The 22,149-nt window shown below is 73.4% G+C and carries 19 protein-coding genes; 10 read left to right on the plus strand and 9 right to left on the minus strand.

Annotation, left to right across the window (positions count from 1 at the left end; all coding sequences use genetic code 11):
* Positions 1 to 74: 74 nt before the first annotated feature.
* Positions 75 to 896 (minus strand): hypothetical protein, encoded by an 822-nt coding sequence (locus FM110_RS07040; RefSeq protein ID WP_087103972.1) that lies wholly within the window; start codon positions 894 to 896, stop codon positions 75 to 77.
* A 104-nt stretch (positions 897 to 1,000) separates the two neighbouring features.
* On the opposite strand from FM110_RS07040, the gene FM110_RS07045 reads away from it, so the two are divergent.
* The 3 genes from FM110_RS07045 to FM110_RS07055 all read left to right on the plus strand — a co-directional run bounded on the left by FM110_RS07045 (position 1,001) and on the right by FM110_RS07055 (position 6,323).
* A complete protein-coding gene (locus FM110_RS07045; RefSeq protein WP_087103974.1) occupies positions 1,001 to 2,071 on the plus strand; it encodes an ADP-ribosylglycohydrolase family protein in 1,071 nt (356 codons plus the stop codon).
* Between the two features lie 74 nt (positions 2,072 to 2,145).
* Entirely contained in the window at positions 2,146 to 2,886 is a 741-nt protein-coding gene (locus FM110_RS07050; protein WP_234992009.1) for an endonuclease/exonuclease/phosphatase family protein, read from the plus strand.
* 143 nt (positions 2,887 to 3,029) lie between these two features.
* Positions 3,030 to 6,323: a glycoside hydrolase family 2 TIM barrel-domain containing protein gene (locus tag FM110_RS07055; protein WP_087103976.1), complete on the plus strand. Its 3,294-nt coding sequence runs from the start codon at positions 3,030 to 3,032 to the stop codon at positions 6,321 to 6,323.
* On the opposite strand, the gene FM110_RS07060 is transcribed toward FM110_RS07055, so the two are convergent.
* The 3 genes from FM110_RS07060 to FM110_RS07070 form a co-directional block, all read right to left on the minus strand.
* Positions 6,272 to 7,090: a DUF4184 family protein gene (locus FM110_RS07060; RefSeq protein WP_159458002.1), complete on the minus strand. Its 819-nt coding sequence runs from the start codon at positions 7,088 to 7,090 to the stop codon at positions 6,272 to 6,274. The genes FM110_RS07055 and FM110_RS07060 overlap by 52 nt on opposite strands.
* 63 nt (positions 7,091 to 7,153) lie before the next feature.
* Complete coding sequence (locus tag FM110_RS07065) at positions 7,154 to 8,146, minus strand: PIG-L family deacetylase (RefSeq protein ID WP_087103980.1); 993 nt, start codon at positions 8,144 to 8,146, stop codon at positions 7,154 to 7,156.
* Entirely contained in the window at positions 8,143 to 10,692 is a 2,550-nt protein-coding gene (locus FM110_RS07070; RefSeq protein WP_159458003.1) for a GNAT family N-acetyltransferase, read from the minus strand. The genes FM110_RS07065 and FM110_RS07070 overlap by 4 nt, the downstream gene beginning before the upstream one ends.
* A gap of 98 nt (positions 10,693 to 10,790) precedes the next feature.
* On the opposite strand from FM110_RS07070, the gene FM110_RS07075 reads away from it, so the two are divergent.
* The 3 genes from FM110_RS07075 (at position 10,791) to FM110_RS07085 (ending at position 13,492) form a co-directional block, all read left to right on the plus strand.
* Entirely contained in the window at positions 10,791 to 11,393 is a 603-nt protein-coding gene (locus tag FM110_RS07075) for a class I SAM-dependent methyltransferase (protein ID WP_087103984.1), read from the plus strand.
* A 194-nt stretch (positions 11,394 to 11,587) separates the two neighbouring features.
* Complete coding sequence (locus tag FM110_RS07080) at positions 11,588 to 12,136, plus strand: DUF2087 domain-containing protein (protein WP_087103986.1); 549 nt, start codon at positions 11,588 to 11,590, stop codon at positions 12,134 to 12,136.
* Positions 12,137 to 12,337: 201 nt separating this feature from the next.
* Positions 12,338 to 13,492: a neutral zinc metallopeptidase gene (locus FM110_RS07085; protein ID WP_087103988.1), complete on the plus strand. Its 1,155-nt coding sequence runs from the start codon at positions 12,338 to 12,340 to the stop codon at positions 13,490 to 13,492.
* Positions 13,493 to 13,495: 3 nt separating this feature from the next.
* Here the strand turns inward: FM110_RS07085 and FM110_RS07090 are convergent, their stop codons facing one another.
* The 5 genes from FM110_RS07090 to FM110_RS07110 form a co-directional block, all read right to left on the minus strand.
* Positions 13,496 to 13,807 carry a hypothetical protein gene (locus FM110_RS07090; RefSeq protein WP_087103990.1) on the minus strand — a complete coding sequence of 104 codons (312 nt, stop codon included), beginning with the start codon at positions 13,805 to 13,807 and terminating at the stop codon, positions 13,496 to 13,498.
* A gap of 148 nt (positions 13,808 to 13,955) precedes the next feature.
* The gene (locus FM110_RS07095; RefSeq protein ID WP_234992011.1) at positions 13,956 to 15,365 is read right to left on the minus strand and encodes a CoA transferase; all 1,410 of its coding nucleotides are present in this window, start codon (positions 15,363 to 15,365) and stop codon (positions 13,956 to 13,958) included.
* Positions 15,362 to 16,498, minus strand: a complete 1,137-nt coding sequence (locus FM110_RS07100) for a dipeptidase (protein WP_087103992.1) — start codon at positions 16,496 to 16,498, stop codon at positions 15,362 to 15,364. The genes FM110_RS07095 and FM110_RS07100 overlap by 4 nt, the downstream gene beginning before the upstream one ends.
* Before the next feature lie 54 nt (positions 16,499 to 16,552).
* Entirely contained in the window at positions 16,553 to 16,900 is a 348-nt protein-coding gene (locus FM110_RS07105; RefSeq protein WP_087103994.1) for a DUF2200 domain-containing protein, read from the minus strand.
* A 54-nt stretch (positions 16,901 to 16,954) separates the two neighbouring features.
* Positions 16,955 to 17,461 carry an RDD family protein gene (locus FM110_RS07110; protein WP_159458004.1) on the minus strand — a complete coding sequence of 169 codons (507 nt, stop codon included), beginning with the start codon at positions 17,459 to 17,461 and terminating at the stop codon, positions 16,955 to 16,957.
* A gap of 222 nt (positions 17,462 to 17,683) precedes the next feature.
* Here FM110_RS07110 and dnaK point away from each other — a divergent pair, with 222 nt between their 5' ends.
* From dnaK to FM110_RS07130, 4 genes are all read left to right on the plus strand, one after another.
* Entirely contained in the window at positions 17,684 to 19,543 is a 1,860-nt protein-coding gene (gene dnaK / locus FM110_RS07115) for a molecular chaperone DnaK (RefSeq protein ID WP_087103998.1), read from the plus strand.
* The gene (locus tag FM110_RS07120; protein ID WP_087104000.1) at positions 19,540 to 20,268 is read left to right on the plus strand and encodes a nucleotide exchange factor GrpE; all 729 of its coding nucleotides are present in this window, start codon (positions 19,540 to 19,542) and stop codon (positions 20,266 to 20,268) included. Before dnaK ends, FM110_RS07120 begins: the two co-directional genes overlap by 4 nt.
* A 242-nt stretch (positions 20,269 to 20,510) precedes the next feature.
* On the plus strand, positions 20,511 to 21,542 hold the full coding sequence (locus tag FM110_RS07125) for a DnaJ C-terminal domain-containing protein (RefSeq protein ID WP_087104002.1): 1,032 nt from the start codon (positions 20,511 to 20,513) through the stop codon (positions 21,540 to 21,542).
* Positions 21,543 to 21,631: 89 nt separating this feature from the next.
* Positions 21,632 to 22,075 carry a heat shock protein transcriptional repressor HspR gene (locus tag FM110_RS07130; RefSeq protein ID WP_087104004.1) on the plus strand — a complete coding sequence of 148 codons (444 nt, stop codon included), beginning with the start codon at positions 21,632 to 21,634 and terminating at the stop codon, positions 22,073 to 22,075.
* Positions 22,076 to 22,149: the final 74 nt, after the last annotated feature.

A 22,149-nucleotide genomic window follows, 5' to 3' on the forward strand; every position in this document is an offset into this window, starting at 1 on the left:
GACCCCGCCGTCCGCCTCCAGGACGACCTCTTCGGCCACGTCAACGGCGCCGGGCCGACGGAGGTGCTCGGGCATCACATCGACAGCGAGGCGAGCACGGCCAGCGCGGCGGTGATCACCCCGATGGCCAGGGGCGCGAACGCCCACGCGCTGCGGGTGCGCTCGTGCGGGGTGCGGCGCACCTGGACGAGGGTGGACATGCCGACGGCGATCGACAGGACCGCGGTCGCCACGGCCATGACGGGCGCGGCGGTGACCAGCACGGTCGCGCCCACCTGGAAGAGCATCAGGCCGATGACGTCGAGCACGCGCATGAGCATGGTGCGACGCACGCTCACCTTCTCCAGCAGCAGCGTGGCGACCATCTCCTTGGACCACTCCGACGGGCGGGCGATCCGGCGCCGTGCGGAGACGAGCTGGGCGGTGGTCAGGGCCACCCACACGAGGGCGCAGCCGATGCCGACCCACAGTCCCAGCGGCCCGCGGGCCTGGGCGGGCCACAGGATCAGCACGAGCAGGACGGCGGCGACGCGCAGTACCTCCTCGAGCACGGAGCGGGCGACCACCAGACCCGGATGCACCGACAGCTTCCGGTCGCCGCGCGCGACGACCAGGCCGGTGGCCACGATCACGCCGAGCTGGAGGCCGCCGAGGACGATGCCGAGGAGCGGCACCAGCACGGTGGACGGGGTCATCGGCAGGCCCGCGATCACCATCACCAGCCCCAGCAGGGGCACGAGCAGCGAAAGCACGGAGAAGCCGCGCACGAGACCGGTGACGATCTCGGAGCCGGTGGGGCCGTGATCGTGCCCGGTGTGGTCGTGGGGGTCGTCGCAGCAGGCGGAGGCGGGCGCCTCGGTGGTGCCATCCGCGGAGGGGGTGGACGTCGTCGACATGGAGCTCCTTCGTTGCGCGACCAGCGTACCGGCGGGGCCCGGGGAGGGCTTCCTCACGCCCGAACGGGACGAGTGGCCCCGCCTGCGTATGTGACCATGGACGGGTGACAGACGAGAGCGGACGCGATGAGGCATCGCTCGTGACGTCAGCGGTGCGCGCGAGAGCTCTCGGCAGCGTCATCGGTGCGGCCACGGGGGACGCTCTCGGTGCGCCCTATGAGTTCCAGGGGCCGATCCCGGATTCCGACGACGTCGCGATGACGGGCGGCGGGGTGCTCGGCTGGGACGTGGGCGAGTGGACCGACGACACGTCGATGTCCATCGTAGTCCTCGAGGCCGCCGCGGCCGCCTCCCTGGGGCACGATCTGCGCCTGCCCTCGTCCCTCGACCAGATCGCGCGCGAGTGGTACGCGTGGTCGATGGGGACGCCCGACATCGGGGCGATGACCTCGAAGGTGATGGGGGCGGCGATCGCCCGCGCCGTCGCCGACGGGCGCTCGCTGCCGACCGCCGCGGATTTCGAGGCCGCCGCGCACTGCGTGGCCGAGCACACGACCAACAATGCGGGCAACGGCTGCCTCCTGCGCACGCACGCGGTCGCCCTGCCGTACCTGCACGCCGATGACGAGGTGCTCGTCGAGGCCGTCCTCGCCGTGTGCCGCCTCACGCATCAGGGGCCCGATGTCGAGGAGGCCTGCATCCTGTGGACCTTCGCGGTCCGCCACGCGATCCTCACCGGTGAGGTCGATGTGCGCGTCGCACTGGATCTCCTCGAGCCCGAGCGCGCCGAGCTGTGGGCCCAGCGCATCGAGGAGGCGGAGACGGCCGTCCCCACGGCGTTCCCGCGCAACGGCTGGGTGGTCCACGCCTTCCAGGCCGCATGGTCCGCGATCCACGGCGTGCTGCCCATCCCGCGGGGCAAGTTCGCCCAGCGCGCGGCGATGACGGAGGCCCTCGAGGCGGCGGTCCGCGCCGGCTACGACACGGACACCCTCGCGAGCATCACCGGGGGGCTGCTCGGCGCGGCCCTGGGCCACAAGGCGATCCAGCCGGAGTGGCGGCGCGCCCTGTTCGGCTGGCCCGGGTACGAGGTCAGCGAGCTGATCTCCCTGGTCGAGCGCGTGATCGACGCGCGGGCCTCCCAGCCCGAGCCGGTCGGGCCCACCGCGGCCTGAATGCTGCCGCGGCCCGTGCCCGGCTACGATCCCGTCGGACGTCACGCCCCGATCACGTCCGCGAGGAGAGCACCGTGTCCGAGGCCGTCGACCCCTCCCGTCGTGTCCTGCGCGTCCTGAGCTGGAACATCTGCGAGCTGCGCGGGGACCTCGACGCCCTGTTCACGGCGATCCGCGAGATCCGGCCGGACATCATGCTCGTGCAGGAGGCGCCCCGGTTCTTCCTGCCGCAGCTGCGCCTGCAGAACGTCGCGCGCCGCGTCGGGATGCGGGTGCTCCTCGGCGGTCGCTTCGGCCGCGGCCTCGCGATCCTGGGCACCGACGAGATGGCCGATCGCGTCGTGACGCGCGGGCTGCTGCGCGTGCGCCAGCAGATCGTCGACGCGAACTCCACCTATCCGCGCGGGGTGGCCGCGGTGCGCCTGGATCTCGGGGGTGCGGGAGAGATGGTGTTCTCCTGTATCCACTTCGCCCTCCAGGAGTCCAACCGGGTGACCCACGCCCGCCGCGCCTGCGAGCTCATCGAGGGTGCCGGTGCGCCCGTCGTCATCGGCGGGGATCTCAACGAGGTGGGCACGGGCCCGGCGCGCACCCTGCTGTCGACCGTCGCCCATGATCCGGGCGATGACGCGACGCAGTGGACCTTCCCGGCCCGTCGTCCGCAGCGGCGGATCGACGCGATCTACGTGACGGAGGGCGTCGACGTCGTGCGCGAGGACCGCCTCACCCAGACGGCGTCGGTGCCGGCCGGGAGGTTCCGTGAGGCCTCCGACCATCTGCCCGTGCTGCTGGAGATCGAGGTCCCCGCCTTCTGAGGCGGCTGCGCGGCCGGAGGCTGAGCGGCCTGCTGTGCCGGTCGCTGTGCCGGTGGCTGAGTGGCCTGCTGTGCCGGGAGCACGGGCGCGCTCGGTCCGATAGCCTCGAGGGGACACCGTCCTCCCGAGCAACGGAGCACTCCATGCACCCCGAGTACGACACCGCCGTCGGCGCCGCCGCGATCCTCGCCGACATCTCCTCCGCCGCCCCGGGCGACGGCCCCCGCTGCGCCCCGCGCTCGCACCTGCGCAGCGACGCCGCGCGGATGGACCTGACCGGGCAGTGGGAGCTGCGCTGGTTCCCCGGCACCGAGGCGCTCCTCGCGGCCGGCGGCGACGCGCTCGCCGCCCCGGGCGCGCCCGCCGCGCAGGAGCCCGCGGAGCAGGAGCCCGCGCAGGATCGGTCGGCGGGCGCATGGGACGCCATCGACGTCCCCTCCCACTGGGTGCTCGCCGCCGACGACCACCGCTGGGGCGCCCCCGCCTACACCAACGTGGTCTACCCCTTCCCGGTGGATCCGCCGCACGTGCCGATGGACAGTCCCGCCGCGGTCTACCGCCGCCGTCTCGACGTGCCCGCGGGATTCGTCCCGGAGGGCGGCCGGGCGGTGCTGCGGACGCTCGGCATCGAGTCCCTCGGCGTCGTGCACCTCAACGGGAGGCGGGTCGGCGCGATCCGCGGCTCCCGCCTCACCCAGGAGCTCGACGTCACGGACCTGCTGCGCGAGGGCGAGAACACGCTCGCGGTGCGGGTGCACCAGTTCAGCGCCGCGTCCTACCTCGAGGATCAGGACCAGTGGTGGCTGCCCGGGATCTTCCGCGAGATCGAGCTGCTGGCGCGGCCCGCGTCCCGCATCGACGACGTCTGGCTGCGCGCCGACTACGATCCCGCCACGGGACAGGGCACGCTGATCCCCGAGGTCCGCGCCCCGGAGGGCGCCTGGCCGGTCACGGTCCGCGTCCCCGAGCTGGGGATCGAGGAGACTCTCGCCTCGCCCGCCGAGCTCGCCCCGATCGAGGTCGGGACCGTCGAGCCGTGGAGCTGCGACACGCCGCGCCTGTACGAGGCCCAGGTCGCGTCGGCCGGTGCGGTCGACGGCGACGGTGACGGCGAGGGCGCGGGGGAGACGGTGACGCTGCGCCTCGGCTTCCGGCGCGTGGAGATCGTCGGCCACGAGTGGCGCGTCAACGGCACCAAGCTGCGCCTGCGCGGCGTCAACCGCCACGAGTTCCACCCCGCGCAGGGCCGCGTCTTCGACGAGCAGGACGCCTGGGAGGGCCTGCTGCTCATGAAGCGCCACAACGTCAACGCCGTCCGCACCAGCCACTACCCGCCGCATCCGCGGCTGCTCGAGATGACCGACGAGCTGGGACTGTGGGTGATCGACGAGTGCGACCTGGAGACCCACGGTTTCGAGCTCGGCGGCTGGCGCGGCAACCCGGCCGACGAGCCGATGTGGCGCGACGCCCTGCTGGACCGCGCCGAGCGCTTCGTCGAGCGCGACAAGAACCATCCGTCGGTGATCGCCTGGTCGCTGGGCAACGAGTCCCACACGGGACGGAACACGGCCGCGATGGCCGCGTGGATCCACCGCCGCGACCCCGAGCGGCCCGTCCACTACGAGCCCGACTTCGACGGCCGGTACACCGACATCGTCTCGCGCATGTACGAGCCGCTGGAGTCGATGCGGGAGATGTCCGCGGGCATCGGCCAGGGCCGCGCCACGACGGCGGGGCGCAATGCGGTCCTCGCGCAGCGCCCGATGATCCAGTGCGAGTACGCGCACGCGATGGGCAACGGCCCCGGCGGCCTGCTCGAGTACGAGGAGGCGTTCTCGACGCTGCCGCAGTGGCACGGCGGCTTCATCTGGGAATGGCGCGACCACGGCCTGGCCACCCGCACCGCGGACGGCACGCCGTTTTACGGCTACGGCGGCGACTTCGGGGAGGAGCTGCACGACGGCTCCTTCGTGTGCGACGGCCTCGTGCTGAGCGACGGCACGCCGTCCCCGGCACTGGCCGAGCTCGCCGCGGTGATCGCCCCGGTGCGCCTGGACATCGTCGATGCGAAGGACGCGGAGGCGAAGGGCCAGAAGGGGGAGGGCCGTGCCCTGCGGGTGCGGAACCTGCGCCACAGCGCCGACACCTCCGACCTGCGCCTGGTCGCCGTGCGCGAGGCCGACGGTCGCGCCGTCGAGACCCTCGAGCTGGATGCGCCGCCGATCCCCGCGGGGGACGAGGCCCTCGTGAACCTGCCCGCCGCGCTGCTCGACGCCGGGCGAGGATCGGGAGGTCATGACGACGGCGCTGCTCGCGAGGTCTGGCTGACCGTTCGGGCCGAACTGGCCTCAGATGCCGCATGGGCCGAGGCCGGCCACGTCGTCTCGAGCACGCAGATCCGTTTGGCCGAGCGCACACCCGTCGCGCCCGCGGCCGTCGGCCGCGACGAGATCCACGACGGCGCCCCGTCCTCGAACGGCCTCGGCGCCGCAGCAGCGGACGAGGCGCTGGCCCCCGTCGGCCCCGGCACGACCGGCGAGGTCGCCCTCGGCGATGCCCGCTTCGACGCATCGACGGGGCTCCTGACCCGCATCGGCGCGCTGGCCGTGCGCGGCCCGCGCCTGTCGCTGTGGCGCTCGCCGACCGAGAACGACTCCCTGGACGGTTTCGGCTCCTACCTCGACGCCACGCCCGAGGAGACCCACGGCCTCGGCGCGCCCGGCCCCTCGACCGCCCGCACCTGGAACGACCGCCACCTTCACCTGCTGAAGCGCCGCACCGTGTCGGTGCGATGGGAGGCGGCCGATCGCACCGCGGGGGCCGGGCATCCGGCGTCGTCGCTGGTGGTCAACGAGCGCTGGTCCCCGGCGTCGTCCCGGCACAGCGTGGATGTGACGCTGCGCTGGAGCTGGACCGACCAGGGGCTCGCGCTGGAGGCCGATGCGAGTCCCTCGGACGGCTGGGACGGCACCTGGGGCCGCCTCGGGCTGGTCCTCGAGCTCGAGCCCGGCCTCGAGCACGTGGCCTGGTTCGGGACCGGTCCCGAGGAGAACTACCCGGACTCGCGCCAGGCCGCCCGCGTGGGCCGGTACGAGCGGCCGCTCGCGCAGATGGTCTGTCCGTACGCGGTGCCCCAGGAGTCAGGCCACCGCGCGGGGCTGCGCGAGACGACCCTGCGCGGCGCGGCGGGCGACCTGACCGTGACGGCGCTGCCGGTCGCCGGCGAGCTGCCGGGTTTCAGCGTGCGCCAGCACGACGAGCACGAGGTCGCCGCGGCCGCGCACCCGCATGAGCTTCCCGAGCCGCACGCCGTGCACCTGTTCCTCGATGCGGCCCAGCACGGGCTCGGCTCGCGGTCCTGCGGGCCGGACGTGCTCCCCGCCTATCAGCTGCGTCCGCGGGCCGGGTCCTGGAGCCTGCTGCTGCGCGTGGACTGATCGCCGCGCGGCGGTTCGGGGGTCCGGGCCGAGCGGATCCCGAGAGCCGCCCACCAGGCCGCGGCCGTCGCGACCAGTGCGACGGCCGCGACCGCGGATGTGCGCGTGGCCAGCATGAACGCGAGCGTTCCCGGCTCCCAGGAACCCCAGCCCACGCCGATCAGCAGCCCGGCGGTCAGCGCCCCGAGCACCAGCGGGACGGCGATGACCGCGACGGCCGGGGTCCCGAGGCGCCGCGGCAGCGGGCGCGGGCGGGAGCGCCCGAGCACGATGATCGCCAGCAGCGCGAGCCCCAGGACGCCCAGCAGCGAGGAGCCGTACTGCAGCCAGTGGTAGAGGGGCAGCGGACCGACCTCGGCCTGCAGTGCGGGCACGCGCACCACGACGGCCCCGAAGGGGTGCGTGAAGGCGTCCCAGACGATGTGGGTGACGGCGCCGAGCACGAGGGCGGCCGCCGCCGCGAGCAGATCGCGCGCCCTCGGCGCCGTGAGCGGCGGGGGAGCGGGGCAGCGCTCGCGCACCCATGCCGGTGCCGCGTCCGTGAGCGGGGCGCGCAGCACGAGCGACCACAGCGCGAGCAGCACAGCCGCGAGGGCGAGGTCCACCGTCACGATCCCCAGCACCGAGTGCGTGAACGCGTAGTCGACGGGGAGGCGGGCGAAGAGCACCAGATCGGGGATCATCGCGCCGATCGCGAGAGCCGGCAGCGGCAGGCCGAGGCGGCGCAGCGGGATAGCGGCGAGGGGATGGGCGAAGGTGAGGGGCACGAGGCGAGCGTACGAACAGCGGGCAGGTCGCGAGGGGATGTGCGCGGGCCCTGCCCGCGATCTTCACCGTGCGTCCACGGGCTCCTCCCGGTGCACCCGGATCCCGGCGCTCAGCGGGACGACGCGCTCCTGGCCCCCGGACAGCACGATGCGGATGCCGCTGGCAGCACCCGAGCTGCCCCTCCCGGCACGGTCGACATCGCTGCCTGCTCCTTCGGCGGCGTCCACTCCCGCGACGCCGCTGCCTGCTCCCTCGGCGGCGGCCGGGCCGAGGACCGTCAGCTGCGTGCGGTGGGCTCGCAGCGCGCCCTCGACGGCACGCGCGGTCCCCGGCAGCTCGCGGCGGGCGAACGAGGGGTCGTCGGCCTGGGCATCCGCATCGTGATAGCTGGCCACCTCGATCAGCGGCACCCCCTGCGCGGCGGCGGCCCGCGCGGCGATCGTGTGCACGTGCACATGGTCCGGGTGGCCGTAGGTCCCGCCGTCGTCGTTGCTCAGCAGCACGTCGGGGCGCAGGGCCCGGATAGCGGCCTCGAGATCCGCGACCGCCTCGGCGACGGGGCGGCGGGTGAAGGCGTCGGGGCCCGTGTCCTCGGCCGGTCCGGCCAGCTGCGGCGTCACCCAGCGCATGCCGGAGTCGCGGTAGCGGCGCGCATCCGCGCCCGGCGCCAGCGCGGGAGGCGAGCCCAGGAAGCACGACGAGGTGATCCCCAGGCTGCGGGTCGCGCCGTCGAGCTCGGCGGCGCGCACCTCGACGAACGAGCGGGCATCGTCCGGGGCGATCGATCCGGGAACGGTCTCGCCCTCCTCCCCGCGGGTGGCGGTCACGAGGTCGATGCGCGTGCCGCGCGCGGCCAGGTGCGCCAGCAGCGCTCCCGTCGAGAGGGTCTCGTCGTCCGGATGCGCCTGGAGCGTCAGCACCCGCTGGGCGCCCTCGAGGAGTCGCCAGGCGTCGGGCGTCTGCGCGGCGGTCGGAGCCTGCGCGGCGGTCGGAACGTGCGCGGCGTTCGGCGCGGGCGCGGAGAGCGGATCCTGTGGGGAATCAGGGGCGGTCATCGGTTCTCCTCCTCGACGAGGACGTGGCGGTAGCAGGCTTCGAGGCGCAGGGCCGAGACTTCCCAGGTGCGGGACTCGGCGAACGCCCGGGCGGCGCGAGAGCGCTCATGGCGCTGTTCGGGATCGGCCAGCAGCGTTCGCACGGCCGCGGCCCAGTCCTCGGGCGAGCGCGAGCCGAGCACGACCCCATCCGGCCCGACGGCCTCGGTGACCCCTCCGGCACCGCTCCAGGCGATCACCGGTGTCCCGGACGCCTGAGCCTCGAGCGCCACCAGCCCGAAGGTCTCCGACCAGCTGGTGAGCAGCAGGGCATCGGCCTCGCGCATGCGGCGCGAGAGCTCCGCGCGGTCCACCGAGCCGATCAGCTCGATCCGATCGGCGACACCGAGACGCTGCGCGAGCTCCTCCAGGTGCCGCGGCTGGTCCGCGTCGTCCTCGCTCGCGCCGCCCGCGAGCACGAGGCGCGCGGGCGAGTCGGGGCCGAGGGCCGCGAGCACCTCGATCGCCAGGTCGGGCGCCTTGAGCGGCTGCAGGCGGGCGGCGTGCAGCAGCGTCAGACTGCCGGTATCGGTATCGGTATCGCCAGGAGCATTGTGCTCGTCCTCGGCGGGGTGGAACACGCGCGTGTCCACCCCCGGCAGGACGGTGCGGATGCGGGCGGCGGGCACGTCGTACCGCTCGCGGACCGTGCGGGCCTCGGACTCGGAGACGGCCACGACCAGGTCGGCCTGGGTGGCGGCCCGGCGCTCCCCGGCGATGCGGCCGGGCGACTCGGGAGGCTCGCCGTGATCGAGCGTGGCGGCACCCTCCGGCGCGGCGACCGAGTGGAAGGACTGCACGAGCGGCAGTCCGCGGGCGCGGGCCGCATCGAGCGCGGCGACCCCGCTGAACCAGTGGTGGGCGTGCAGCACGTCATAGGCGATACCGGAGTCCAGGTGGCGGGCGAGCGCCGCGGCGAACGGGGCGATGGTCTGCTCCATGGCGCTCTTGGCCAGGGGCCGTGCGGGCCCGGCGTCGAGGTGGAACAGGCGCAGGCCGGGGGCGATGCCGATGACGAACGGGGCGGCCGGATCCGTGCGCCGGGTCAGCAGGTCCACCTGATGGCCCCGGGCGGCCAGCGCCCGGGCCTGCTCCAGGACCACCACGTTCATGCCCCCGGCATCCGCGGCACCGGGAGGCGCGAGCGGCGAGGTGTGCAGGCAGACCGCGGCGATCCGCAGCGGGCGCGGGGCCGCGCCCTCCGTCGAGCCCTGCTTCGTGTCCTGCTTTGAGCCCAGTTTCGTGTCCTGCGCCGCGTCGAGCTCGGTGCCCGGTCGCGCGTCCTGTTCCGTCCCCGTCGCAGCGTCCGCGGTGCCTGTCGTCGCGGTGCCCGCGGCACCTCGGTCGGCAGTGCCTGCACCGGAGCCTGGGCTGGCGGCCGATGCCGCTCGCGGCCCGCCCGCCACGGGCCGGCGCATCTGCACCACCTGATGCTGGCGGCCGGTGAGGCTCACATGGACGCCGTGGGCGCTGACGGCGAAGCCCAGATGCTCATAGAGGGCGATGTTCCCCGGCTCGTCGGCCCGGACGGTGCACGTGACGGCGCGCAGCCCCTGCGCCTCGGCCTCGGCGAGGGCCCATTCGACGAGCGCCCGCGCATGCCCCTGTCCCCGGTGCTCGGGCGCGACCGCCACCCGCGACAGCTGCAGGGCGCGGGTGCGCGAGACGGTCGTCTTCATCGCGGCGAAAACGACGTCGTCGACCTGCACCGCGATCGCCCGCATGCCGCGGGCCATCTCCGCGGCCAGGGTCTCGGGCGTCTCGAGCATCGCGCCGGAGGGGGCCTCGGTCGCGTCGTACTGCCGGAAGGCGTCATGGATGACGCAGGCGAGCAGCTCGGCATCCTCCGCGCCGAGCTCCCGCAGAGCGCGGCGCGGAGAGGACGCGGGGGAGCGATCGGGAGGAGAGGGCGCGAGGTCCTCGTCGAAGCGGCCCTCGAGTCGCAGCAGCGTCATCTCGGTGCCGTCGGGCGCGGTGAACTCCTCCTCGCCGATCAGGCGCATGCCGTGGCGGCGGTACACCTCGGTCAGACCGGCATGGCGCGGGACCACGTTGCAGGCCAGGCCCGCGAAGCCCTCCGTCCGGGCGAGTGCGGCGAGAGCGGTGATGAGGTGCCCGGACAGCCCCTGCCCGCGATAGGACGGCAGCACCGACAGCCGCCAGAAGTACAGCAGGTCGCTCCCGGCATCGGGGTGCATCTTCACGACCGCGACCGGTGCGTCCCCGTCGAAGATCCCGAGGGCGCGGCCGGCGCCCTCGAGCTCGGTGCGGATCGACGCGTCCGTCTCGCGCTCCGTGCCGTAGGAGAAATCGGGCGTCGTGTACTCGGCGAAGGCCGCCTGCATCACCTCGCGCACCACGGGCGCGTCCTCCGGCGTCAGCTCGCGGACGGTGCGGCCGCGCGGCGCGGCATCCGGCGCGGCATCCGACGGGGCGCGGACCCCATCGCGGGACGCAGGGCCCGGCGCGGCGGTCGGGAGCGGGGCGGGGGAGTCATCGATCGGCACGACGGCATCGTAGAGGGCGCGCCCGCATCCGCCCTGTTTCGCGATCGGCGTACCACACCGATGTGACATCCGTGCACGCTGCGGGACACAGTGGGGGGATGACGAGCGCACCCGAGGTCGATTGGCATGCCTTCAACACCTCCGCGGCGGGTCGTCCCGCCAGACGCCTCGTCTCCACAGCGATCTCGGCCATCGGTGCCGTGACCGGTGCCGGGCGCTCCGTCCTGGATCTCGGGGCGGGCGGCGGATCGGATGCGCTCGAGTTCGCGCGCCGCGGCTTCACCGTCTTCGCGTACGACAGCGACGACACGATCGCCTCGCGCCTGGTGGAGAACTCCCGCATGGACGGGACCATCTACTTCCGCCACGGCGACATCGCCGAGGTCGAGGCCTTCCCGGCGGCGGACATCATCTACTCCGGGTACGCGCTGCCGCTGCTCGGCGATGCCCTGCCGGCCGTGTGGGAGAAGCTCCGGGCGGCGCTGAAGCCGGGCGGCGTGGTCGCCGTCGACCTGTTCGGCGAGCACGACACCTGGGCGGGCGATGACAGCATCGCCACGTTCACCGCGGCCGAGATCGACGCGATGCTCGAGGGCATGCGGATCGTCCAGCGGGAGATCCGCGACGAGGACGGCCGCGACTTCGCCGACGGCAAGAAGCACTGGCACGTCCACACGCTCGTGGCGCGCGCGGCCGCTTGAGCGACGGGGCTCCGCCGTGGTCTGCCGACGTCTGGCATGATCGTGCACGGCGTCGACCCGCCGCCCAGCCCGCGCTCGGCCCCAGCCCGAGCGTCGCGGCGAAGGGGAGCGAATCCTCGGGTCTCTCGAACTGCTCATGACGCGTCCGCGCGCCGCCGCATGCTGGGGATGTCCGACGGCGCGAGGTGACAGCCATGACCCGAGACCACGACCTCAAGCGCCTGATCCGCGCCCGCATGAGCGCGACCGGCCAGAACTACACCGCCGCCCGGGCCGCCCTGATGGCCCAGAGGGCGACGGACCCCAGCGCCCTCGTATCGGCGCCCGCCGCGCCGCGGGCCGCTGCGGACGCCGTGGACGCTGAACCCGCGATCGATCCGGTGCGCGCCCGCGCCGAGCACGAACGCCTCCTCCGCCCCTTCTGGAGGGAAGGCCGGATCACCTCGATCCCCGCGCGCCGCCGAGCGCGCTTCGCCCTCCTCCTCGAGCTGCTGGCCCGTTTCGCTCCCGGCGAGGAGTACAGCGAGGCCGAGGTCGGGGAGATCCTCGGCGTGCTCCACCCGGACATCGCGTTCTGGCGGCGCGAGCTCGTGGACTACGCCCTCCTCGAGCGGGACGCCTCCGGTGCGCGGTACCGGGTCGCGGCGCGGGTACCGAACCGCACCGGGAACATGGCGCAGGAGGTCACGGACTGGGAGCGGATCTGGCTGCCGCGCTTCCTGGGCGGGGAGACCAGGAGCTGACGAGCGACGGGCAGGTCCGACCGGCACCGGTCGGACCTGCCGGGCGCACCCGCATGCATTCATGCCTGCAGGTGCCCGGGTTCACCGACCACGACGTCGCAGGTCACGGAACGGTGTCGACATGCGATCACGGCGGTGGCCCAGGTCACTCATGGGGCATGATCCCGCCCAGTCCCCATCCCCTGAACGAAGGATCCTCCGATGCGACGTCGCACCGTCACCTCCGCCCTCGCCCTGGCCGTCCCGGCCCTCCTGCTCGGCGCTCCCGCCCTGGCCGAGCCCTCCGCCGCCTGGACCCCGGAGCGCACCCGCGAGCTCGCCGGCCGCCTGCCCGACCTGCGCTCGCGCCGCACCGCCGCGGGCGCGCGCATGGCCGCCCTGGTCGCGGCGGAGGGACGCGTCAGCGCGAGCGGCCTGGCCCGCGCCATCGACGGCGGCCAGTACGCCTGCGGCCCCACCCGGATGCGCGACTACATCACCGAGTCCACCAAGGACTGGACCGCCGAGGACTTCGACCTCATGGACCAGCTGGGCCTCCTCGACTGGCCCACCTACCACGCGCTCCTGTTCGCTCCCGACGGCCCTCAGACCTACGGGATCGACGGCGAGTACGGCAAGGAGCTCACGAAGACCTTCCGCCGCCTCCAGGGCTTCTGGGACGTCGACGGCAGCGACATCCTCCTGGCCGCGATGCACGGGTCGATCTTCGCCGACACCGAGGCGCTCGTCCCGATGGTGACGCTGGTCTTCGAGATCTCCGAGGCCGATGCCCGGGAGATCATCGCCGCCGTCCAGGAGTACCTGGCCCAGCCGAAGTTCGACGGCGGTCGCCACCCGCTGTTCACGTTCAACGCCTTCGCCTACTCCGATCGCGACGCCGGCCCGGACGAGGCCCTCGGCGTCCCGGACAAGATCATCATGGGCGACGGCATCCTGCAGTGCATGGAGAACCTGGGCCTGGGCGACGTCGCTCCCCGCGGCATCCTCGCCCACGAGTACGGCCACCAGGTCCAGTACCGCCTGGGCCTGTTCGCCGAGCACGCCGGCACCCCCGAGGCCACGCGCGAGACCGAGCTCGAGGCCGACGCCCTGGCCGGCTACTACCTCTCCCACCCCCGCGGCGAGCGCCTGCGCGCCCAGCGCGTCGACGCGTTCATCCGCACCGACTACGAGGTGGGCGACTGCTCGTTCGCCTCGAACGGCCACCACGGCACCCCGAACCAGCGCGCCGCCACCGGCACCTGGGCCGAGGAGCTCGCCGACGCCAAGGGAGCCAAGGGGCACGTCCTCACGGCGCGCGAGGTCTCCGACGCGTTCCGCGCCGAGCTCCCGGAGATCCTGACCCCCGACGCCTGATCATCACGCTGCGCTCGCCCGCGGCATGCGCCGCCGGGCGAGCGCGGCCAGCACGATCCGCGCGCAGTCCTCGATCCCCGCGGGCTCGTGCACCTTCGCGCCCTCCTCCATCGGCTCCACCACCACCCAGCGGGGGCGGCCCAGACGGCGCATGCGACCGACCTCGATCGCACGTCCCTGCCCGACCGGCACGGTCAGGGCGCCGCTCGGCCCCTCCACCAGGCGCGCCGCGAGAGCGGGGCGACGGGCCAGCAGGGCGCGGCGGATGCGCTCGCGCTCGCCGTGGGCATCGGATCGTCGGGTGTCCTCAAGCATGGTCTCCTCCTGCGGTCGCTCATCGGATGATCTGTCGATGACGACGCTAGGGAGGGGGGCTGACGAACGAAGGCGACAGCGCTGTCGATCCGCTGTGCGGGCCCGTGACCAGGGCACAGGAACGGACGGGTCTTCTGCGCGTCCCGCGTCAGCCCTGCGGTGCCTGCGACCAGGTGAGCGGATCGCCCCCGTACCTCCGCGGCGGGAACGGGAACGCGATGGCGTCGTCCGCGGAGGAGAAGAGCGGAGCGGCGTGCAGCAGGCGTCCGTGCGGACTGTCCGATTCCTGGAGCGCGATCGCGATCGGAGCGCCCTCGTCCTGCGGGACCGGCAGCGCGAGAAGCTGATGGGCGACAGCGGCGAGCGACACGTGCGCGCCGCCCGCCCGTCCGGTCCTTTCCCGGTGCACGAGGAGGGCCCAGGTCGCGGCCGCCAGCAGGCAGCCGGCCGCGTGGTCCAGAGCCTGCACCGGCAGGGCGCCGGGCCGGCGCATCGGCTCCTCGTCGGCCCCGCGGCGCGCCGCCTCCCCGTACAGCCACGCGATGCCCGACGCCGACTGCACGAGCGAATCGAAGCCGCGGTCGTGCGACCACGGCCCCGTACCGCCCCAGGCGTCGAGCCAGACCGTCACCAGCCGCGGCGCCACGCGCGCGAGGGTCTCGGCATCGAGTCCCAGCGCCGCGAGCGCCCCGGGCCGGTAGCCGGTGACGAGGACGTCCGCCTCCGCGCACAGCTCGAGAATGCGCGATCGCGCCCGCGGATCGCGGAGATCCGCGAGAGCGGTGCGCTTGCCGTGATCGCGATCGAGGTGCTGATCGAGCAGCTCGGGCAGCTGCGGCGGATCGATGCGCAGCACGTCGGCCCCCAGCAGCGCCAGGAGTTGCGTGCACGTCGGCCCGGCGATCACCCGGGTGAGATCCAGGACGCGCGGCCGGTCCCTGCGCGCAGACCCGACGGCGAGCGTCGCCACGTCCCCCGGATCCACGTCGATCAGGGGAGTCGCCGCCGCGGCCCGTCCCATCGGGGAGGACGACCATTCCGGCGGCGTGCGCATGGCCGCCGCGGCGCCTCCGGCACGACGGGTCCGTCTCTCGGCCTCGCGGCGCGGCAGCGAGCCGAGCGCGTCCCGCACCGCTCCCGCAGGGTCGTCGCAGTCCGAGGCGGCGAGGCCGAGAGCCTCCCGCAGAGCCCGTTCGTGGTGCGGGTAGCTCGCATGGGTGCGGATCCAGCCGTCGGAGCACCGGAAGAAGCCGGAGAGCGGGGCGAATCCTTCCGGGGCGCACCCGTCGATCCGCAGATGCGAGAGCGAGCCGAAGGCCCCTGCCACCCGCGCGGCGTCGACCGCGATGTCCGACCGTCCCGTCCACAGGGCGGCGGAGCGGGCTGCGGCCAGTGCGCTGCCCAGGGCGAGTCCCTCGACGTCGAGCGGCCCGCTCCACCAGCGGCGCGGCCCTCGCACAGGCACGGCCGGGGCGTCGAGGCCGAGGACCTCTCCGATGCCGCCGAACAGGTCGGGGACATCGGCGATCCCACCCGCCGTGCCGAGGGAGGGGGTCACGGCCGCCGCAGCGCCGGGTCCACGGGCGCACCCGCGCGCAGCTCGCGGGAGACGGCCTCGGCCGCGCGCCACGTCGCGAGCACGTTGCGTCCGCCGAGCCGGGCGAGGTCGTCATCGCTCCAGCGCCGTGCGCGCAGGGCGTCGAACAACCGCGGATAGGTGCTGACGTCCTCGAGGCCGACGGGCATCGTGCCCGCGCCGTCGTAGTCGCCGCCCAGGCCGATGTGCTCGATGCCCGCGACCTCGCGCGCGTGCTCGATGTGGGCGACGACCTCCTCGAGCGTCGCCGGCGGCGCCGGATGCGGCCACGTCGCCTCGAAGGCGTCGCGGGCGGTGAGGTCCAGCGGGTCGATGCCCGACGCCGTGGCGGCGGCCTCCACCTCGTCGCTCCACGCCATCACCCGCTGCGAGACGAAGCGCGGCACCATCGTGATCATGCAGGTGCCGCCGCGCTCGGCCATGTCCGCGAGGACATCGTCGGGCACGTTGCGCACGTGGCCGCACACGCTCAGGCACGACGAGTGGGAGAAGATCACCGGCGCCGCGCTCACGACGAGGGCGTCGCGCATGGTCGACGGCGCCACGTGCGAGAGGTCCACGAGCATCCCGATGCGGTTCATCTCGCGCACCACGTCGCGCCCGAAGTCCGTGAGCCCGCCGTGATCGGCGGCGCCGGTCGCGGAGTCCGCCCAGGCGTTGCTCTCGTTGTGCGTGAGGGTCATGTACCGCACGCCCAGGCGGTGCAGATCGCGCAGCACCCCCAGGGAGTCCGCGATGCAGTGCCCGCCCTCGGCGCCCAGCATCGAGGCGATCGGCGCCTCGGGCCCGGCCTCGAGCGCGCGGGCCAGGTCCTCCGGATCCGTCGCGAGCACGAGATCGTCCGGGTACCGCTCGATGAGGGCGTGCACGGCGTCGACCTGCTCGAGCGTCGCCCGCAGGAGATCGGGGATGGTCGAGGGCGCGTACACCGACCAGAACTGCCCGCGGACGCCCCCGGCGCGCAGGCGCGGCAGATCCGTCTGCAGATGGGGGAGCGGTATCGCGATGTCGTCAGCGGAGAGGTCGTAGCCGCGCTCGCGCAGCTCCCAGGCCAGGTCGTTGTGGCCGTCGACGACGGCGATCGGTGCGCTCATGCCCCCATCGTCGCACCGCGCTGTCGCACCCGGAGGGATCTGGGGCGGAGGGGGTCAGGCGGGGCGGAGGACCCTGGTCATCGGCCTGCCCTGGGCGATCTCGTCGATCAGCTTGTCGAGGTACCGGATCCTCCGCATGAGCGGGTCCTCGACCTCCTGGACCTTGACCCCGCAGACGCAGCCGGTGATGAGCGAGGCGTGCGGGTGCAGCGTCGCGGCGGCGAAGAAGTCCTCGAAGCTCGTGCGATCGTCGAGGTGGTGCTGGAGGGTCGCATCGTCGAAGCCGGTGAGCCAACAGACCGCTTCGCGCACCTCCGCCTCGGTGCGCCCCTTGCGCTCGACCTTGGTCACGTAGTGCGGGTACACCTCGGCGACGGGCATGGAGAAGACGCGGTGGGCCATAGTGGCAGGGTAGTCGGGGTATGCGCAGACCTGTGCACCGGGGGAAGAGCCCCGTCAGTCCTGCCGCACTACCCGCGACCCGGCGAGCAGGTCGGGGATCGTGCGGCCGCCGCGGCGCACGACGGGGACGATGCCGGCGATCATCGCTGCGTAGGTCGCCGCGTAGGAGCCGATGAGCAGCGCGTCCGGCTTCTCGAAACCTCCCCACATGCCGTGGATCGTCGCGGTGTGGCCCTGCTGCCAGGGGATCGCCACCTTGGCCGTGGCCCGGACGGCGGCGCGGGGGAGAGGGAGGCGCCCGCCCTCGACGGCCTCGGTGCGCAGCCCCATAGCGCGCTTGCCCGGCGTCCCCTGACGGGGCCCGGACTCCGCCCATGCGGCCCAGGCGGTCGCGGCGACCACCGGGACCGCGCTCAGAGCCTGCACGGTCGGCTCCGAGATCCACTCCGGACGCCCGCGGCGCAGCGCGAGACCGAGCGGCACGGTCGCGGCGGCGATGCCCAGGCAGCAGGTCATGTCCAGGGCGTAGGCGGCCAGGCGGCGCGTCGCGAGAGGGTCCATGGCGCCACCGTAGGCACTGGATCTGTGATCCGTGCCACGGCCGCGCATCGGCGGAATATCCGCCCCACCCCCAGGGTTGAGCCTGGTGAGCGCAAGTTAGATGCACCAGGGTTTGACACTCCGGAACCGCCGGGTATCTGCTTGAGCCGCTTCGACTCAGATCTTCCCGCCGGGCTCCGGCGGAACAGTGCGACCGCACCGGTCGCGGAAAGGCAGGCACACATGTCCCGTGTCGTCGGCATCGACCTCGGAACCACCAACTCGTGCGTCGCCGTCCTCGAGGGCGGTCAGCCCACCGTCATCGTGAACGCCGAGGGCGCTCGCACCACCCCGTCCGTCGTGGCCTTCTCCAAGCAGGGCGAGGTCCTCGTGGGCGAGGTCGCCAAGCGTCAGGCGGTCACCAACGTGGACCGCACCATCGCGTCCGTCAAGCGCCACATGGGCACCGACTGGACCATCACCATCGACGACAAGAAGTACACGCCGCAGGAGATCTCGGCCCGCACGCTGGGCAAGCTCAAGCGCGACGCCGAGTCCTACCTCGGCGAGACCGTCACCGACGCCGTCATCACCGTCCCCGCCTACTTCTCGGACTCCGAGCGCCAGGCCACCAAGGACGCAGGGCAGATCGCGGGCCTGAACGTACTGCGCATCATCAACGAGCCCACCGCGGCGGCCCTCGCCTACGGCCTCGAGAAGGGCAAGGATGACGAGCAGATCCTCGTGTTCGACCTCGGCGGCGGCACCTTCGACGTGTCCCTCCTCGAGGTCTCCAAGGACGAGGACGGCTCGACCATCCAGGTCCAGGCGACCGCGGGCGACAACCGCCTCGGCGGCGACGACTGGGACCAGAAGATCGTCGACTGGCTGATCTCGCAGGTCAAGAACAAGGACGGCGTGGACCTGTCCAAGGACCGCATCGCCCTGCAGCGCCTCAAGGAGGCCGCCGAGCAGGCCAAGAAGGAGCTGTCGTCGGCCACCTCGACGAACATCTCCCTGCAGTACCTCTCCATGACGGAGAACGGCCCGCTGCACCTGGACGAGAAGCTCTCCCGCTCCCAGTTCGAGGAGATGACCTCCGACCTGCTCGAGCGCACCAAGGCGCCGTTCCATCAGGTCATCAAGGATGCCGGCATCAAGGTCTCCGACATCGACCACGTGGTCCTCGTCGGCGGCTCCACCCGCATGCCCGCCGTCTCCGAGGTCGTCAAGGAGCTCACCGGCAAGGAGCCCAACAAGGGCGTCAACCCCGATGAGGTCGTCGCGATCGGCGCGGCCCTGCAGGCCGCCGTCATCAAGGGCGAGCGCAAGGACGTCCTGCTCATGGACGTCACCCCGCTGTCGCTGGGCATCGAGACCAAGGGCGGCGTGATGACCAAGCTCATCGAGCGCAACGCGGCCATCCCGACGAAGTCCTCCGAGGTGTTCTCCACCGCCGAGGACAACCAGCCGTCGGTCGCGATCCAGGTGTTCCAGGGCGAGCGCCAGTTCACCCGCGACAACAAGCTCCTGGGCACCTTCGAGCTGACCGGCATCGCCCCGGCGCCCCGCGGCATCCCGCAGATCGAGGTCACCTTCGACATCGACTCCAACGGCATCGTGCACGTGTCCGCCAAGGACCGCGGCACCGGCGCCGAGCAGTCCATCCAGATCACCGGCGGCTCCGCCCTCTCCCAGGAGGACATCGACCGGATGATCAAGGACGCCGAGGCCCACGCGGCCGAGGACGCCGAGCGCCGCGAGGCCGCCGAGGCCCGCAACACCCTCGAGCAGCTCGTCTACCAGGGCGAGAAGCTGCTCAAGGACAACGAGGACAAGGTCTCGGACGCGGACAAGTCCGCCGCCGAGGACGCGATCAAGGACGCGAAGGAGACCCTCGCCAAGGAGGACGCCGACAAGTCCGAGCTCGAGTCCAAGCGCGATGCGCTGAACACCGCGCTGCAGGCCGTGGGCACCGCCATCTACTCCCAGCAGGGCGACGCCCAGCCGGGTGCCGAGGGCGCCGACGCTGCGTCGAGCACTTCCGGGGACGATGACGTGGTCGACGCCGAGATCGTGGACGAGGACGAGGAGACCAAGTGACCGAGAACGCCGGCACGAACCCCCAGCAGGAGCCGCGCGACGGCTCGGCCGAGGGCCAGGGCGGCTCGTTCTCCTTCGCCGACAAGCGTCGCGTGGACCCGACGGACGGCACCGTCCGCCCGTCGGGCCCCGCGGCCGGCGAGCAGGAGCAGCCCGAGGGCGCTGCGTCCGCGGACGATGCCTCCGCCCCCTCGCAGGGCGCTGAGGGCGTCGACCCGATCGATGCCGAGGCGGCCGAGCTGTTCGCCGAGGCCGAGCAGGGTGAGACGCCCGGCGCGGCGTCCGACGCCCGCGTGGCCGAGCTCGAGGGCCGCGTCGCCGAACTCCAGGAGGAGCTCAAGCGCGCCCAGGCGGAGTACGTCAACTCGCGCCGCCGCATCGAGGCCAGCGCCCAGGTGGGCACCGAGACTGCGGTCGCGGGCGTGCTGTCCTCGCTGATCGGGGTCCTCGACGACGTCGAGCTGGGCCGCCAGCACGGCGACATCGCCGAGGGCACGCCGTTCGCTTCGATCGCCTCCAAGCTCGAGGACGCCCTGCGCGCCCACGGCATGGAGCGCTTCGGCGCCGAGGGCGAGGCCTTCGACCCGACCATCCACGAGGCCCTCATGCACGAGGACTCCGACGAGGTCGAGGTCGCGGAGATCAAGACCGTCCTGCAGCGCGGCTACCGCATGAAGGAGCGCGTCCTGCGCCCCGCTCGTGTGGCCACCCGCGGCCCGCAGTGACGCCCGAGACCTCCTGACGACACAGCACCCGTGACGCCGCGGTCCCCGTGACGTCGCAGCCCCGGTGACCCGGGTGCTCCGCCCGCCGCACGCGGCAGGCGGAGCACCTGCGGCACGACGACGACGGCGGATCGTCCGCAGCCCAGCTGCCGGGCGGTCCGCCGTCCCCGCAGGGACCGGTCCCCGGCCGCGGCCCTCGCGACACCACCACCATCACGTTCATCATGCGGAAGGAGGGCCAGATGTCCGGACAGGACTGGCTCGACAAGGACTTCTACGCGGTGCTCGGTGTCTCGATGGACGCGAGCGCCCAGGAGATCAAGAAGGCGTACCGGAAGAAGGCCAAGGAACTGCACCCGGACCGCCACCCCGGCGACAAGACTGCCGAGGAGCGCTTCAAGGCGGTCGGCGAGGCCTACGGCGTGCTCCACGACGAGGAGCAGCGCAAGCAGTACGACGCGATCCGGGCGATGGGCGCCGGCGGCGCCCGCTTCGCCTCCGGTCCCGGCGGCGCATCCGGCGCCGAGGGCTTCGAGGACATGTTCTCGGCGATGTTCGGCGGCGGCGCCGGCGGCACCCGGGTCCGCTTCGGCGGCGCGGGCGCCCAGGGGCAGCCGAACATGGAGGACATCTTCTCCATGTTCGGGGGCTCGCAGGGCTTCAGCGGCGGCCAGGGCTTCGGGGGCGGCGCCTCCGGTTTCGGCGGCGGGGGCTACGGCGCCCCGACCGCGGGCCAGGACCTGTCGGCCCGCACCCGTCTGAGCTTCCGCGAGGCGGCGCTGGGCACCGAGATCCGCCTCGAGGTCGGCGGGCGCACCGTCACCACGCGGACCCCGAAGGGGGTGCGCGACGGCCAGAAGATCCGCCTGCGCGGCAAGGGCCAGCCGTCCCCCAACGGCGGCAAGCCCGGCGATCTGATCCTCACCATCGACGTGACGCCCCACCCGGTGTACTCGCTCGACGGTGCGGACCTGCGCATCACGGTGCCGATCCGCTTCGACGAGGCGGCCCTCGGCACGACCATCGAGGTCCCGCTGCTGGAGGGCGGTCATGTGCGCATGCGCGTTCCCGCGGGAACGCCCTCGGGCCGTGTGCTGCGCGCCAAGGGCAAGGGGATCACCACCTCGAAGCGCACCGGCGATCTGCTGGTGACGCTCCAGGTGGACGTCCCCTCCGAGCTCGACGACGCGACCCGCGCCGCCGTCGAGCAGCTCCGCGAGGCGCAGAAGGACGTCGACCCGCGAGCGTCCCTGGTCGCCGACGCGGCCCGCTGACGCGGGCCATACTGACGGGGCGGGGATCGACGCCCCGCCCCGATCCCGAATCTGATCCCGCCGACGGCATCCTCGAGGAGGCGATCCGCGTGTCCCCGGCGCATGAGCTCGACGAGCACGCCCCCGTGTTCGTCATCTCCGTCGCGGCGGAGCTGTCGGGCATGCACCCGCAGACGCTGCGCCAGTACGACCGGCTGGGTCTGGTCACGCCCCGCCGCACCTCGGGGCGCGGGCGCCGCTACAGCGCCCACGATGTGCGGCGCCTGCGCCAGGTCCAGCAGCTCTCCCAGGAGGAGGGCATCAACCTCGCGGGCATCAAGCGGATCCTCGAGCTCGAGGACCAGGTCCGCGCGATGCACGAGCAGCTCGCGAGCGTCCAGCGCGCCGTCCAGGAGCGCATGACGCCCGAGTCCGCGCGCCGCGTGTTCGCCGCGGGAAGCGACGGTCAGGTGACCCCGCTGCGCCGCGGCCAGCGCCCGGCCCGCCCCGAGTCCGGGGCGCTCGTGCTGTGGCGTCCCGAGCGGCGTTCCTGACGGGCGCGGAGCGGCCGGGCACGGGCTCGTGTCCGATGGGCCGCATCGTCCCGCAGCGCCACGCCGGGATCTTC

The sequence above is a fragment of the Brachybacterium nesterenkovii genome (assembly GCF_900163655.1).
Lineage (GTDB): Bacteria > Actinomycetota > Actinomycetes > Actinomycetales > Dermabacteraceae > Brachybacterium > Brachybacterium nesterenkovii.